This window comes from Arcanobacterium pluranimalium (assembly GCF_016907845.1).
Classification (GTDB): Bacteria; Actinomycetota; Actinomycetes; order Actinomycetales; family Actinomycetaceae; genus Arcanobacterium_A; species Arcanobacterium_A pluranimalium.
Genome location: NZ_JAFBCS010000001.1, coordinates 1,335,459 through 1,350,859, shown reverse-complemented (window position 1 = coordinate 1,350,859; position 15,401 = coordinate 1,335,459). Strand labels below are relative to the sequence as shown.

At 51.2% G+C, this 15,401-nt stretch carries 9 protein-coding genes and 3 rRNA genes; 5 read left to right on the top strand and 7 right to left on the bottom strand.

Annotation, left to right across the window (positions count from 1 at the left end; genetic code table 11):
* Positions 1–111 precede the first annotated feature (111 nt).
* The 4 genes from JOD55_RS05810 to JOD55_RS05795 are packed head-to-tail and all read left to right on the top strand — an operon-like array spanning position 112 to position 4,497.
* Positions 112–1,158 carry a carbohydrate ABC transporter permease gene (locus JOD55_RS05810; RefSeq protein WP_239538972.1) on the top strand — a complete coding sequence of 349 codons (1,047 nt, stop codon included), beginning with the start codon at positions 112–114 and terminating at the stop codon, positions 1,156–1,158.
* Between the two features lie 2 nt (positions 1,159–1,160).
* Entirely contained in the window at positions 1,161–2,054 is an 894-nt protein-coding gene (locus tag JOD55_RS05805) for a carbohydrate ABC transporter permease (RefSeq protein WP_204399110.1), read from the top strand.
* Positions 2,055–2,078: 24 nt separating this feature from the next.
* Positions 2,079–3,374 carry an ABC transporter substrate-binding protein gene (locus tag JOD55_RS05800; protein WP_204399109.1) on the top strand — a complete coding sequence of 432 codons (1,296 nt, stop codon included), beginning with the start codon at positions 2,079–2,081 and terminating at the stop codon, positions 3,372–3,374.
* 28 nt (positions 3,375–3,402) lie between these two features.
* The gene (locus JOD55_RS05795) at positions 3,403–4,497 is read left to right on the top strand and encodes an ATP-binding cassette domain-containing protein (RefSeq protein WP_204399108.1); all 1,095 of its coding nucleotides are present in this window, start codon (positions 3,403–3,405) and stop codon (positions 4,495–4,497) included.
* Positions 4,498–4,708: 211 nt separating this feature from the next.
* Here JOD55_RS05795 and rrf read toward each other — a convergent pair.
* The 3 genes from rrf to JOD55_RS05780 form a co-directional block, all read right to left on the bottom strand.
* A 5S ribosomal RNA gene (gene rrf, locus JOD55_RS05790) occupies positions 4,709–4,825 on the bottom strand.
* Positions 4,826–4,912: 87 nt separating this feature from the next.
* Positions 4,913–8,002, bottom strand: a 23S ribosomal RNA gene (locus JOD55_RS05785).
* A gap of 219 nt (positions 8,003–8,221) precedes the next feature.
* Positions 8,222–9,755: ribosomal RNA gene (locus JOD55_RS05780) — 16S ribosomal RNA — on the bottom strand.
* The 16S, 23S and 5S rRNA genes sit together here, the layout of an rRNA operon.
* Before the next feature lie 51 nt (positions 9,756–9,806).
* Here JOD55_RS05780 and JOD55_RS05775 point away from each other — a divergent pair.
* Entirely contained in the window at positions 9,807–9,980 is a 174-nt protein-coding gene (locus tag JOD55_RS05775; protein WP_204399107.1) for a hypothetical protein, read from the top strand.
* Between the two features lie 419 nt (positions 9,981–10,399).
* On the opposite strand, the gene tyrS is transcribed toward JOD55_RS05775, so the two are convergent.
* The 4 genes from tyrS to JOD55_RS05755 form a co-directional block, all read right to left on the bottom strand.
* Entirely contained in the window at positions 10,400–11,662 is a 1,263-nt protein-coding gene (gene tyrS, locus JOD55_RS05770; protein ID WP_204399106.1) for a tyrosine--tRNA ligase, read from the bottom strand.
* Positions 11,663–11,824: 162 nt separating this feature from the next.
* On the bottom strand, positions 11,825–13,249 hold the full coding sequence (argH, locus tag JOD55_RS05765; RefSeq protein WP_204399105.1) for an argininosuccinate lyase: 1,425 nt from the start codon (positions 13,247–13,249) through the stop codon (positions 11,825–11,827).
* A 5-nt stretch (positions 13,250–13,254) separates the two neighbouring features.
* Entirely contained in the window at positions 13,255–14,025 is a 771-nt protein-coding gene (locus JOD55_RS05760; RefSeq protein ID WP_204399104.1) for a nitroreductase family protein, read from the bottom strand.
* Positions 14,026–14,122: 97 nt separating this feature from the next.
* Positions 14,123–15,370, bottom strand: coding sequence for an argininosuccinate synthase (locus tag JOD55_RS05755; RefSeq protein ID WP_204399103.1), 1,248 nt, complete (start codon positions 15,368–15,370; stop codon positions 14,123–14,125).
* Between the last annotated feature and the right edge of the window lie 31 nt (positions 15,371–15,401).

The window sequence follows — 15,401 nt, the reverse complement described above, 5'->3', positions numbered from 1 at the left end:
AGTACCCAGCAAGGCACATTTACCCAGTACCGAGCGAGGTTCAACGAATAATGACCATGTTCACCAAAATATTGCGCAACAATAACCATGCCGTTACCACTACGCAACTATATGTTTAATTTTTCATATCATCATTGGCTTATGCCGACGACGATCTCCCAGCAGACGCCTGCTCCGATACCAGTATCCAGCACAAATTCAGAGCAAGCACAATCTGCAGTTTCAATTGAATCTAGTGAAAAGCCAAAGTTGCACCGACGGCCTGCGTTACTGAAAAGTCTCAAACGCTATGACAAAAAAGAAATTGCGCTTGCGCTGCTCTTTTTGATTCCAAACCTGGTATTTCTCGGGGTGTTTACCTATCGTCCGCTCGTCGACAATATTCGCTTGTCATTCATGGACTGGAATATTTCAGCACCAGAAGCCACTTTTGTTGGCTGGAATAACTATATTGAGTGGTTCACAGCAGATTCTACTGTGAAAGTTCTGAGCAATACGCTTATCTTCACTGCATGCACTGTAATTGGCTCGATGCTCCTAGGACTTTTTCTCGCGCTTATTCTCGATCAGAAGCTATTGGGGCGTAACGCTGTGCGATCAGTCGTTTTTGCACCATATATCATTTCGGGAGCTGCGATTGGTATCGCGTTTCAATTTGTTTTCGATCCCAGTGTTGGTTTGATTTCGGACTTGCTACGACGCTTCGGCATCAGCAGTCCCGATTTTTATCAAGTGCCAGGATGGGCGTTATTTATGGTCACGGCTACGTATATTTGGAAAAATCTCGGATACACATTCGTGATCTACCTCGCCGCCTTGCAGGCGCGCCGTCGTGATCTTGACGAAGCAGCAGAAATTGATGGTGCCAGCACCACACGTCGCCTGTTCAAAGTGCTACTTCCGCAACTCAGACCCACGTCATTCTTCTTGTCAATCACTGTGCTTTTGAATTCGATGCAAGTTTTTGACCTCATCAACGTTATGACTCGCGGTGGTCCACAAGGAAACGGAACGACGACGATCGTCTACCAGATCTATCAAGAAACGTTCGTCAATACTCGCGCTGGCTATGGCGCGACGGTGGCAACCATCCTTTTCGTTATTCTGCTGGCAGTCACATTGCTCCAGGTGCGAATCATGGAGAAAGGTAATAAGTAGTGATGCGCGCGTTCAATCTAAGTCGCAAAAATACACCGAGCAAGCACGCAGATGAATCAGTGAATTTTGTTGGCCAATCTCGCACATTCACCATTCTTGGATATGTAGTGATGGTTGTCGTGGTTTTTGCCATTATGATTCCAATTTACTGGATAGTTCTGGCGAGTGTGAAAACTCAGGGCGATATTTACACAGCTCCTGCTACATATTTTCCGAATCCTTTCACTACCGAAAATTATAAGACCGTCACAACCGATATTCCTTTATGGCAGTATCTGCGAAATTCCATCATATTGACTACCGTTCTTTCTGCCTTGAAAATCTTGCTTGGCGTATTTTCAGCATATGCTCTGGCTCTCTTGCGTTTCCCTGGCCGAAATTTACTCTTCCTCGTGGTCATTTCAGCATTGATGGTCCCCAACCAGATCACTTTGATCTCAAACTATGCGCTGATTTCTCAACTCGAATTGCGCAACACATTTTTGGGAATAATCTTGCCGCTGGCTGGAACGGCTTTTGGCACGTTTTTGATGCGTAATCATTTTCTTTCGCTTCCGAAAGAAGTCATTGAAGCTGCTCGTATGGACGGAGCTGGCCCATTCAAACTGCTCTGGCGAGTAGTACTTCCGATGTCTTGGCCGACATTATCCGCATTTGCGCTGATCACAATCGTGAATGATTGGAACGAATACTTGTGGCCATTCTTAATGTCCGAAGACGAACGCACTGCACCTATCCAAATCGGCCTGACGTTCTTACAGAACAATGAAGGAATTACGAATTGGGGACCAGTCATGGCAGGTACCGTGCTGGCAGTCATTCCGGTTTTGATCGTCTTTTTGATCCTTCAAAAGAATCTGATCAAAGGTCTAACTTCCGGGGCAGTCAAAGGCTGATCCGGGTCATTAAAAGGAGAATAAATGAAACTGAAGAAAATCGCCGTCATCGCGTCGGCAATTTCCCTCTCTTTGACACTTTCCGCTTGTTCTGGAACGGGTTCAAGCAAAGATAATGCACAAAACGACCCAGATAAGGAAGTCACCCTTGACTTCTGGTCCAATCACCCAGGCAATTCCAAGCCCATCGAAGAAGAAATGATCAAGGCTTTCGAAGCGAAGAATCCTAAGATCAAAATCAAGCTCACCGATGCTGGCAAGAATTACGAAGAAGTTGCACAGAAATTCAACGCGGCACTCTCGGGCGGTCAGGTTCCTGATCTCGTGGTCGCGTCGGATGTGAACTGGTACAATTTTGCGTTGAACGGCAATTTTGCCAAAATTGATGACCTCCTTAAGAAAGCTGATGCCAAGGCAGACGATTACGTAGAAAGCCTCTACAATGAGTACACGATCAACGATGCTCATTTCGCAGTGCCTTATGCTCGCTCAACACCGCTTTTCTACTTCAACAAGGACCTATTCAAGAAAGCTGGTCTACCAGATAAAGGCCCTGCAACCTGGCAGGAGTGGAATGACAACTACGCACCGAAGCTCAAGGCACTTGGTGTGATTCCTCTTTCGATTCCAGACGGCGCAAACTACATGGATTGGTACTTCCAGGGCATGATTTGGTCGATGGACGGCGCCTACTCTAAGGATCTCGAGGTCACCGTTGCAGACGACGCCGGTGTGAAAGCTGCGTCGTTCCTCCAGTCTCAGTTCAAGAACGGTTTCTTCCAAGCTGCCAAGGATTCGGTTGTTCCATTCTCAACCGGTCAAGCAGCAGCCATGCTTCAGTCCACAGGCTCACTGCGCGGCGTTGAAAAGGACGGCAAGTTCACTGTTGGAACCGCATTCTTGCCTGCTCCAGAAGGCAAATCGGGTGTATCCACAGGTGGAGCTGGAATCGCAATTCCAGCTAAGTCTAAGAATCAAGAAGCTGCTGCAAAGTTCCTCGCTTTCCTAACGAATACGGAAAACACTATCAAGTTCAGCCAAGCAACTGGTTATATGCCGGTACGTACCTCAGCATTGAGCGATGAAAAGACGAAAGCCTACATCGCACAGCACCCGAATTTCGAAACTGCTATTAAGCAGCTTCCTCACACCAAGGCTCAAGATGCCGCACGCGCCTATGTGAGCGGCGGCGGTATGAAGATTGGTGCTGCGCTAGACAAGATTGCGCAGGGCGCAGATGTGAAGGAAACGCTCACAGCTTTGCAGGACGATCTTCAGAAACAAATCGATACTCAGATCAAGCCAAAGCTCAAGAAGTAATTTAACGCAATTGGAGAAGGGACTTTCCGTGGCCAGTGTAACGCTCAATCAGGCAACACGTATCTATTCTGGGGCTAGTAAGCCCGCCGTCGATCACCTTGACCTTCATATCGACGACGGTGAGTGTGTTGTTTTCGTCGGCCCATCTGGCTGCGGAAAGTCCACTTCTTTAAGAATGGTTGCTGGTCTCGAACCACTTGACTCAGGTCAAGTACTCATAGGTGACCGTGATATTACCAACCTGCGCCCCAAAGCCCGCGACGTAGCGATGGTATTCCAAAGCTATGCTCTATATCCGAATATGACAGTAGCGCAGAACCTCGCCTTCGCTCTCGAAAATCAAAAGGTTCCTAAGCCTCAGATTAAAGAACGGATCGAATGGGCGGCGCGATTGCTTGAAATACACGATCTGTTAGACCGTAAACCCGGCGCTTTATCAGGTGGACAGCGCCAACGCGTTGCCATGGGACGAGCTATCGTGCGCAAGCCTACAGTATTTTGTATGGATGAGCCGCTTTCGAACCTCGATGCAAAGCTTCGCGTAACGATGCGCGCTGAGATTGCTTCATTGCAGCGAGAATTAGGCGTCACCACGATATACGTAACCCATGATCAGGTTGAGGCGATGACTATGGGGCACCGCGTTGCAGTTCTCGCCGATGGTCATCTTCAGCAGATTGATACACCTACGAACCTGTATAAGCATCCAGCGAATATGTTTGTTGCTGGTTTCATCGGTTCACCAGCAATATCGTTCTTCACACTTCCCATCGTCGACGATGGAACAGTGTATTTGGGGAATTTCCCTATCCGTCTACCTCGCACTGTGCTCACGCAAGTCGATAAAGAGATTACTATCGGTATCAGACCTGAATCATGGTTACCAGCCAATGAGAGCGATCCACACGTCGTCGTAAAGACGACGATCGTTGAGCAGCTCGGAAACCAGGCATTTTTGTACGGCGGTGTGCACACTGCGGACGAAACTGACGATGGTAAACGAGTAGCAATACTGCTCCCCCGAAATGTACTTGTAGCGCCAAATGTCGACTACTGTGTTTATCCCATTGTCGATGAGCTGTACTATTTCGATTCGCGCTCAGGTGCAGCTGTGTGGGTATAAGTATCTAGCTCTAAAACTTGATGTGTGGTGTCCTGTGGCTTGTGGGTTGTGGGGCACCACTTGTTTTTTATGATCAGGTTTGGGTTGGGTGTTCGTTGATTTACTGAATTATGGCCGGGCTGGTGTGTGTGGTTTCAGTACACGTGTGTGTTTTTGTTTTGGGTGTTTTTTGGCCCTGGAAACATTGTGTTTCCAGGGCCAGTGGTTTGGGTGACGGCGGTGTCCTACTCTCCCACGCCCTCGCGGGTGCAGTACCATCGGCGCTGGCAGGCTTAGCTTCCGGGTTCGGAATGGGACCGGGCGTTTCCCTGCCGCTATGACCACCGTCAAAACGGTTGGACAATCAACACCATGCTTCATGGTTTGGTGGTCGGGAATTGTATAGAGGACGCGAAACAGTCTTTGAAACTTGTTTTGTTGTAAGTGATCGGCCATTAGTACCAGTCAGCTTCACCCGTTACCGGGCTTCCACGTCTGGCCTATCAACCCCATGGTCTATAGGGGGCCTCACACAACCCAAAGGTTGTATGGAAACCTTATCTTAAAGCAGGCTTCCCACTTAGATGCTTTCAGCGGTTATCCTTTCCGAACGTAGCTAACCAGCCATGCACCTGGCGGTACAACTGGCACACCAGAGGTTCGTCCGTCCCGGTCCTCTCGTACTAGGGACAGCCCTTTTCAAGTTTCCAACGCGCGCAGAGGATAGGGACCGAACTGTCTCACGACGTTCTGAACCCAGCTCGCGTGCCGCTTTAATGGGCGAACAGCCCAACCCTTGGGACCTACTCCAGCCCCAGGATGCGACGAGCCGACATCGAGGTGCCAAACCATGCCGTCGATATGAACTCTTGGGCAGGATCAGCCTGTTATCCCCGGGGTACCTTTTATCCGTTGAGCGACGGCGCTTCCACAAGCCACCGCCGGATCACTAGTTCCTGCTTTCGCACCTGCTCGACCTGTCAGTCTCACAGTCAAGCTCCCTTGTACACTTGCACTCGCCACCTGATTACCAACCAGGCTGAGGGAACCTTTGAGCGCCTCCGTTACTTTTTAGGAGGCAACCGCCCCAGTTAAACTACCCACCAGGCACTGTCCCTGAACCAGATCATGGTCCAAGGTTAGACATCCAGCACGATCAGAGTGGTATTTCAACAATGACTCCACACACACTGGCGTGCATGCTTCACAGTCTCCCACCTATCCTACACAAACCGTACCAAACACCAATACCAAGCTATAGTAAAGGTCCCGGGGTCTTTCCGTCCTTCTGCGCGTAACGAGCATCTTTACTCGTAATGCAATTTCACCGAGTTCGCGGTTGAGACAGTGGAGAAGTCGTTACGCCATTCGTGCAGGTCGGAACTTACCCGACAAGGAATTTCGCTACCTTAGGATGGTTATAGTTACCACCGCCGTTTACTGGGGCTTAAATTCACAGCTTCAAACCCACAAAGGGTTTTAACCGTTCCTCTTAACCTTCCAGCACCGGGCAGGCGTCAGTCCGTATACATCCACTTACGTGTTCGCACGGACCTATGTTTTTGATAAACAGTCGCTTCTCCCTGGTTTCTGCGGCCATCACCCCTAGACCGTAAAGATCTTCAAGGATCAGGCCCCCCTTCTTCCAAAGTTACGGGGGCATTTTGCCGAGTTCCTTAACCACGATTCACTCGAACGCCTTAGTATACTCTACTCGACCACCTGTGTCGGTTTAGGGTACGGGCGGCTCAGACCTCGCGTCGAGGTTTTTCTAGGCACCACAGGATCACCCTACTTCCCCAAAAAATTGGGTCATCATCCAGCCTCACCCTCCATGTCCCCCGGATTTACCTAAGGAACGGGCTGCGCTGTTAAACGTGGCAAGCCATTAGCCACGCGGAAGCTACCACTGTGCGTCACCCCTGTTAACACGCTTGCCTACACACAAGTTCAGATCCCACGCCATCAACCACACAACCCCCGAAAGGATCACACAGCATCAAGGATGGTTAGTATCACAAGCTTCAACATTGATCGGTCTTTCACCGGTACCAGAATAACAACTGGTTGCCCATCGACTACGCCTGTCGGCCTCGCCTTAGGACCCGACTAACCCAGGGCGGAAGAACCTGGCCCTGGAACCCTTAGTCATTCGGCGGACGGGATTCTCACCCATCATTCGTTACTCATGCCTGCATTCTCACTCGTACGAAATCCACAGCAATTCACACGGCTGCTTCACCTCACGCACGACGCTCCCCTACCCAACAAAAAATATTCTTGCTGCCACGGTTTCGGCGGTGTACTTAGCCCCGCTACATTGTCGGCGCAGAATCACTTGACCAGTGAGCTATTACGCACTCTTTCAAGGATGGCTGCTTCTAAGCCAACCTCCTGGTTGTCACAGCAACTCCACATCCTTTCCCACTTAGCACACGCTTAGGGGCCTTAACCGATGGTCTGGGCTGTTTCCCTCTCGACTACGGAGCTTATCCCCCGCAGTCTCACTGCCACGCTCAACTTTATGGCATTCGGAGTTTGGCTGACGTCAGTACCCCGGTCAGGGCCATCGGCCATCCAGTCGCTCTACCTCCACAAAGCACACGCAACGCTGCACCTAAATGCATTTCGGGGAGAACCAGCTATCACGGAGTTTGATTGGCCTTTCACCCCTACCCACAGGTCATCCCCTCCATTTTCAACTGAAGTGGGTTCGCGCCTCCACACGCTCTTACACGTGCTTCACACTGCCCATGGGTAGATCACCCCGCTTCGGGTCTAGAACATGCAACTACAACGCATTTTAAAACTCGCTTTCGCTACGGCTACCCCACACAGGTTAACCTCGCTACATGCCACTAACTCGCAGGCTCATTCTTCAAAAGGCACGCCATCACCCCCACCAAGAAGGCTCTGACGGATTGTAAGCGTCCGGTTTCAGGAACTATTTCACTCCCCTCCCGGGGTACTTTTCACCATTCCCTCACGGTACTATCCACTATCGGTCACGCAGAGTATTTAGGCTTACACAGTGGTCTGTGCAGATTCACACGAAATTTCACGAGTCCCGTGCTACTCGGGAACACACTCTAGGGAGGCTGCAATGTTTCACCTACGGGACTATCACCCTCTACGGTCAGGCTTCCCAACCTATTCACCTACACCACAACTTTCTCACTCCCCGGGCCCCTATCAGAAGACCCACAAACGCATCCCACAACCCCGGACATGCAACAGCTGATACCTATCACACACACCCGGTTTAGCCTCATCCGCTTTCGCTCGCCACTACTCACAGAATATCTTTTCCTGCCGGTACTAAGATGTTTCACTTCCCGACGTTACCCCCACACGCCCTATACATTCAGACGCAGGTAACCAGACATAACTCTGGCCAGGTTTCCCCATTCGGACACCCTCGGATCACAGCTCGTTTGCCAACTCCCCGAGGCTTATCGCAGGCTACAACGTCCTTCATCGGCTCTACATGCCAAGGCATCCACCGAACGCTCTTAAACACTTACAAAAAACCAAAGATGCTCGCGTCCACTATACAATTCTCAACCACCACACCAACACCACACCCAAACACCACACAACAGCGATATCCAGACACAGGCAGCACGGAACCAATTATCCCGAACCCCAACAGCATGCCAACTTCCCACAACAACCCACAGAAAACCCCAAAACAAAAAGCAACCACCACAACAACAGTGGCCACCACAAAAACAGGGCTCCCTAGAAAGGAGGTGATCCAGCCGCACCTTCCGGTACGGCTACCTTGTTACGACTTCGTCCCAATCGCTAATCCCACCTTCGACCACTCCCCCCACAAACGCGGTTAGGCCATGAGCTTCGGGTGTTACCAACTTTCGTGACGTGACGGGCGGTGTGTACAAGGCCCGAGAACGTATTCACCGCAGCGTTGCTGATCTGCGATTACTAGCGACTCCGACTTCATGGGGTCGAGTTGCAGACCCCAATCCGAACTGAGACTGGCTTTAAGGGATTCGCTCCACCTCACAGTATCGCAACCCTCTGTACCAGCCATTGTAGCATGCGTGAAGCCCAAGACATAAGGGGCATGATGATTTGACGTCATCCCCACCTTCCTCCGAGTTAACCCCGGCAGTCTCTCGTGAGTCCCCACCATAACGTGCTGGCAACACAAGACAAGGGTTGCGCTCGTTGCGGGACTTAACCCAACATCTCACGACACGAGCTGACGACAACCATGCACCACCTGTACACCACCCCGAAGGCTGCCCTATCTCTAGAACATCGCAGTGCATGTCAAGCCTTGGTAAGGTTCTTCGCGTTGCATCGAATTAATCCGCATGCTCCGCCGCTTGTGCGGGCCCCCGTCAATTCCTTTGAGTTTTAACCTTGCGGCCGTACTCCCCAGGCGGGGCACTTAATGCGTTAGCTACGGCACAGAACCTGTGGATAAGGCCCCACACCTAGTGCCCAACGTTTACGGCATGGACTACCAGGGTATCTAATCCTGTTCGCTCCCCATGCTTTCGCTCCTCAGCGTCAGTAACAGCCCAGTAACCTGCCTTCGCCATCGGTGTTCCTCCTGATATCTGCGCATTCCACCGCTACACCAGGAATTCCAGTTACCCCTACCGCACTCTAGTCTGCCCGTACCCACTGCAGCCCCGGAGTTAAGCCCCGGTCTTTCACAGCAGACGCAACAAACCGCCTACGAGCTCTTTACGCCCAATAATTCCGGACAACGCTCGCGCCCTACGTATTACCGCGGCTGCTGGCACGTAGTTAGCCGGCGCTTATTCAACACCTACCCTCAACCCAAAAAAGCCTTGTTCAGTGCTAAAAGGAGTTTACAACCCGAAAGCCTTCATCCCCCACGCGGCGTCGCTGCATCAGACTTGCGTCCATTGTGCAATATTCCCCACTGCTGCCTCCCGTAGGAGTCTGGGCCGTATCTCAGTCCCAATGTGGCCGGTCACCCTCTCAGGCCGGCTACCCGTCGAAGCCTTGGTAGGCCATCACCCCACCAACAAGCTGATAGGCCGTGAGCCCATCCCCATCCAAAAAATCTTTCCAACCATCCCCATGCGAGAACAGCAGAATATCCAGTATTAGACCCCGTTTCCAAGGCTTATCCCAAAGACAGGGGCAGGTTACTCACGTATTACTCACCCGTTCGCCACTAATCCACCCCCCGCAAGCGAGAAGCTTCATCGTTCGACTTGCATGTGTTAAGCACGCCGCCAGCGTTCGTCCTGAGCCAGGATCAAACTCTCCACAAAAAACCAAACACCCCCACCACCACAACAGCAGCAGAAGCATCCAATCCATACATGAAAAGCCCAAAACAGACTCAACAAAAACAAAAAAGCCAACCAAACACCCCCACCAAACAGCAGAAGCACCCAGCCAGCCAAAAAACATCACCCAACCAGCCAAAACCACCAAACAGCAGCCCCAACCAGCCAGACAACAAAACATATCATAAAAAGCTGACACACTATTGAGATCCCAAACAACAAACCCACACCCAACAAACAACCCCACAAAAAGAGGATTCCTTGCCAAAGAGGTAATGACCAATTTAAGGCCGATCGCCAGTGAATGTCAAGACCTAATAAGCGCAGATTTCTCCGAACAAATTAATTCGTGGACATTCAAGATTCGTAAGACAGCTACAAACTTCCGAATTTCATTCAGATCAGTTTGCGTCAATCGCTTCTCACTCGCTCTTGGCGACGGATAAAACTTTACAAACTTAGACGAACTTAGGTCAAACTATCACGCGGTGTCGCTACTCACACGCACATATGAGTTGGGGTTTCGCCTTTATTTAGGCGAAACCCCAACTCACCGATCAAAGATCACATCAATCTAATTTGACCGTTTAACTAAGCATCCTTTAGTCACAAAATTTGCGACGCTCTCAGTTCCGGATACGAAGAACATTGAGATTCTTACGGCCTTTGCGCACCAGCACTACCCCACCGGCAAGCACATCGGCCTCAGCGATCACTCGCTCTTCATCAAGAACTTTTTCGTTATTAATGTAAACGCCGCCTGAGGAAATAGTCCGCCGCGCTGCGCCCTTGCCTTTTTCGAGTCCAAGGTCAACCAGCACATCAGTGAGTGCCTGGCCAAGGCTCACATCGGCACTTGGCAATTCGGCAACCGCATCAGCAAGAGTTTGTTCATCAAGAATCGCTGGATCAGCCTGTCCGAACAACACAGCCGATGCCTGCTTGACCCGCTCAGTAGCTTCAGCGCCATGCACCCAAGTCGTAACGTCCTGCGCCAATACCTTTTGTGCCTCACGGGCATGAGGACGTTCCTGCACCGCCGTCGCAAGCTCTTCGATCTCCTCGCGACTGCGGAACGTAAACACCTTGAGCATCGTGACCACGTCGTCGTCGGCAGTATTGAGCCAGAACTGATAGAACTTGTACGGACTCAACATCTGCGGATTGAGCCAAACAGCCCCGCCCTCAGTCTTTCCAAACTTCGTTCCGTCACTCTTTGTGATCAGCGGATTCGTGAGCACATGCACCGAAGCACCCTCGACCTTATGAATCAAATCCATTCCGCCAACAAGATTCCCCCACTGGTCATTTCCACCAATTTCGAGCGTACAACCATAGCGACGGTACAGCTCAAGGTAGTCATTAGCTTGAAGAATTTGGTAGGAGAATTCGGTGTAAGAGATTCCCTCGTCGGAATTGAGACGCCGCGCCACGATGTCCTTGGAAAGCATCGTGCCCATTCGGAAATGCTTACCGAGGTCACGCAGGAAGTCGATAGCCGACATCTCCTCAGTCCAGTCGAAGTTATTGACAGTGCGCGCAGCATTGTCACCCTCAAAATCGAGCAGCGATTCCAATTGCGCACGCAGCGACTCTACCCACTGCGCGACTGTCTCACGTTCGTTGAGAGTGCGCTCACCCTTAGCCCGCGGATCACCCACGAGACCAGTAGCTCCACCAACCAAAACCAGTGGCTTGTGCCCTGCCATCTGCAAGTGTCGCATAACCTTCACCGCCACTAAATGCCCATGATGTAAAGACGGCCCGGTTGGATCAAAACCACAATAGAACGTGATCGGTCCAGAGTTTAACGCCTCCGAGAGTGCGTCAATATCGGTATGTTGGGCGATAAGCCCACGCCAACGAAGCTCTTCAAGAACGTCCGTCACTTTGAACCCTTTCCATTGTAGTTATTCATACGTAATGCTATTTTGCCTTACGAAACGTAAGAACACGAATTTCTTTCCGACGACGTCGCCTTACGACGCCGCAGCCTCACCCGAGCTAGTTACTCGCCTTTTATTGCTACTTGCCCGAGCCTACCTGCCGCATCAGCCTACCGATGGCACCGACGTCGTAAATTTTCGCAGCTCTTCGTATTGGACTTTCGCTTCAGCAAGCTGCTCGCGCACCCGCTCAGGAGCCGTGCCACCTCGACCATTGCGCGCTGCAACCGAACCCTGAGCCGAAAGCACTTCGTGTACCTGTGGCCTTAGACGCGAATCAATACGCGCCAAATCCTCATCGTTCAAATCCCATAGTTCGATACCCCGACGCTCACATTCAGCCACACACGCACCCGAAATCTCATGCGCATGACGGAACGGAACACCCTCTTTGACCAGCCATTCAGCAATATCCGTCGCCAATGAAAAACCTTGCGGAGCGAGCTGTTCCATCCGCTCATAATTGAGCTGCATCGTTTCGATCATGCCCGAAACTGCTGGCAGTAGCACGTCTAAGGTGTCGATTTGGTCGAACACAGGTTCTTTGTCTTCTTGCAGGTCACGGTCATACGCAAGCGGCAAAGCTTTGAGCATCGCGAGCAAGGACATAAGATCGCCGATTAACCGCCCAGCTTTACCACGTGCCAATTCAGCCACATCGGGATTTTTCTTTTGCGGCATGATCGACGAACCGGTTGAAAATGCGTCATCAAGGAGCACAAAAGAAAATTCTTTCGTATTCCAAATAATGATTTCTTCGCTGACGCGCGATAAATCCACACCTATTTGCGCCATCACAAATGCGAATTCGGCTACCAAATCGCGCGCAGCAGTTCCGTCGATAGAATTCCAGACGGCGGAATCGAAACCGAGTTCTAAAGCTACCTTTTCAGGATCCAAACCCAGCGTATTACCTGCTAAAGCACCTGATCCATAGGGACTAATGGCAAGTCGCTTATCCAAATCCACGAGCCTTTGCACATCGCGCAACATTGGCCACACGTGTGCGAGTAGATGGTGGGCAAGCAAAACCGGCTGAGCGTGCTGCATATGCGTCCGACCAGGCATGATGACGTCCCCAGCGCGTTCGGCTTGACCGATAAGCGCCACGACGACGTCCAAAAGCTTTGCGCCTACGTTCCGGCTTTGGTCACGCAAGTACATACGAATCAAAGTTGCGATCTGATCGTTGCGCGAGCGTCCAGCGCGCAATTTTCCGCCCAGCTCACCGCCCGCTTTCGCCAGTAGACCGCGCTCCAAGGCGGTGTGTACATCTTCGTCGTCAGGCAAAGCAGTAAAGACCCCAGCAGCTACGTCCGCATCAAGCGAATCTAAAGCGGCAAGCATAGCAGCCAACTCGGCGTCGTCAAGAAGATTTGCACGGTGCAAAGCACGCGCGTGGGCACGGGAACCAGCGATGTCATAACGAGCGAGTCGCCAGTCGAAATGCGTAGAACGCGACAGTTCAGTGAGCGCATCAGCAGGCGCACCTGAAAAGCGTCCGCCCCACAGAGCAATATGTTCAGTCATAACTTTTATCCCTTATTGGATTCTTCGGAAATCGCAGTGAGAAATCCTTGTGCTGCAATATCGGCGATCACTTGAGCGCGCTTGCGCCGCACACCAGCAAGAGCACGTGAGACCTGATCAGTAAAAGAATCGACATGCCGGCTAGCGTCGCGTAAGTCGTAGTAGGTTTGGAGCTCCTGATCGTAATCAGCCAAGCTCTCGAGCCACGATTCACGATCCTCATAACTGTTTTCCATAAATCGAAATTCGGAGCTCATTCGGGGTTTGAGCTGCGGGCTTTGATTGGGCACACCGAAGGTCAATCCCACCACCGGGAATGTGTAGTGAGGAAGTTGCAGCACATCAATAACCGCTGTTGGATCATTGAGCACATTTCCAAGCAAATTTGCTCCCAACCCCAAAGACTCCGCAGCATTAACCACATTTTGCGCCATCAAGCATGCATCGGTAAAAGCCTCAACAAAGACGTCCATTGTGCGTGCGCCGTCAATATTCTCACCGCGTTCTTGCAAAATACGAATATTGCGGTGCACGTCCACAATGAACAACCAGTACTCAGGGGCGCGGGCAACATAAGGTTGCTGTCCGATCTCGGCTAATTTCAGGCGCAGTTGCGGATCGGTTACGCGAATCACCGACGCCTGTTGAAGACCGCGCGACGTGGCCGTACGAATTGCAATATTTTTTAAATCTGCAAGCAGACCAGGGCTAATCGCTTCATCAGTGAATTCACGAATTGTGCGATGCTCTAACTGGGTCTGGATTGTCTCGTTCACAGGTTCATTCTTTCACGTATTGGAATGGTTACCGCCGCGCGGCGATCCGAATGAGTTTGAGCCTTACCGGCTCGATCCGCTAAGGCTCAATTCTCAATCATGAGAGGTTGAGCTTGGGCATTGCTTCGCCTTTGCCGAATTTCACGTCGCGAGCAGCGGCCAGTTTGGACGTCAAGCCCGTGATCTCGATGAAGCCCTTCGCATAGCTTTGATCGAAAGAATCGCCCTCGTCATACGTTGCCAGATTGAAGTCATACAGAGAGGTCTCCGACTTTCTACCAGTCACAACTGCTCGCCCACCGTGCATCACCATGCGAATATCGCCCGTGACGTACTCTTGAGTGTCGCGAATAAAAGCATCAAGCGAACGCTTGAGCGGAGAGAACCACTGCCCTTCATAAACCAGTTCAGACCAACGCAGAGCCACACGCTGCTTGTAACGAGCCTGTTCACGATCCATCGTCACGCGCTCAAGCTCTTTATGAGCTTCGATCAACGCCATCGCACCAGGAGCTTCGTAAATCTCACGCGATTTGATTCCAACCATGCGATCTTCGACGATGTCGATTCGGCCAATTCCCTGCGCACCTGCACGGCGATTCATCTCCACAATCGCTTCCAGAGGCGTCACTTTCACCCCGTCAATCGCAACTGGAATACCTTTTTCAAAGGAAATAACAACCTCATCTGGCAGCGGCGGATACGTTGGATCATCTGTGTAGTTGTATACGTCCTTGGTCGGAGCATTCCATAGATCCTCTAAGAATCCAGTTTCAATGGCGCGTCCCCACACATTTTGATCAATTGAGAATGGGTTGTGGTGGGTGGTTTCGATAGGAAGATTGTGCTTATTTGCGTAGTCGATAGCGAACTCTCGCGTCAAAGCGAGGTCACGAACTGGCGAAAGGCACGTCACATCAGGCGCTAGTGAAGTAATGCCATTTTCGAATCGAACCTGGTCATTGCCCTTACCAGTACAGCCGTGAGCTACCACATTTGCGTCAAACTGGCGTGCCGCCGTCACCAGATGCTTCACGATCAAAGGACGCGATAGCGCTGATACAAGCGGATATGCATCCATATACAGGCCGTTGGCCTGCAAATCGAGCATGCAGTAATCTTGTGCGAATTCATCTTTAGCGTCCGCGATATAGGCCTCAACCGCACCACAGTCGAGCGCACGCTGGCGGATCACTTCAAGGTCCTCGCCACCTTGGCCACAATCGACCGAAACAGTGACAACCTCTGCACCTGTTTGCTCGGCAATCCAGCCGATAGCTACCGATGTGTCAAGCCCACCTGAATAGGCAAGCACTACGCGATCATTAACAGACTTAACAGACATTTTCTCTCCTTTGAAAACGTTTGAGTAAAGC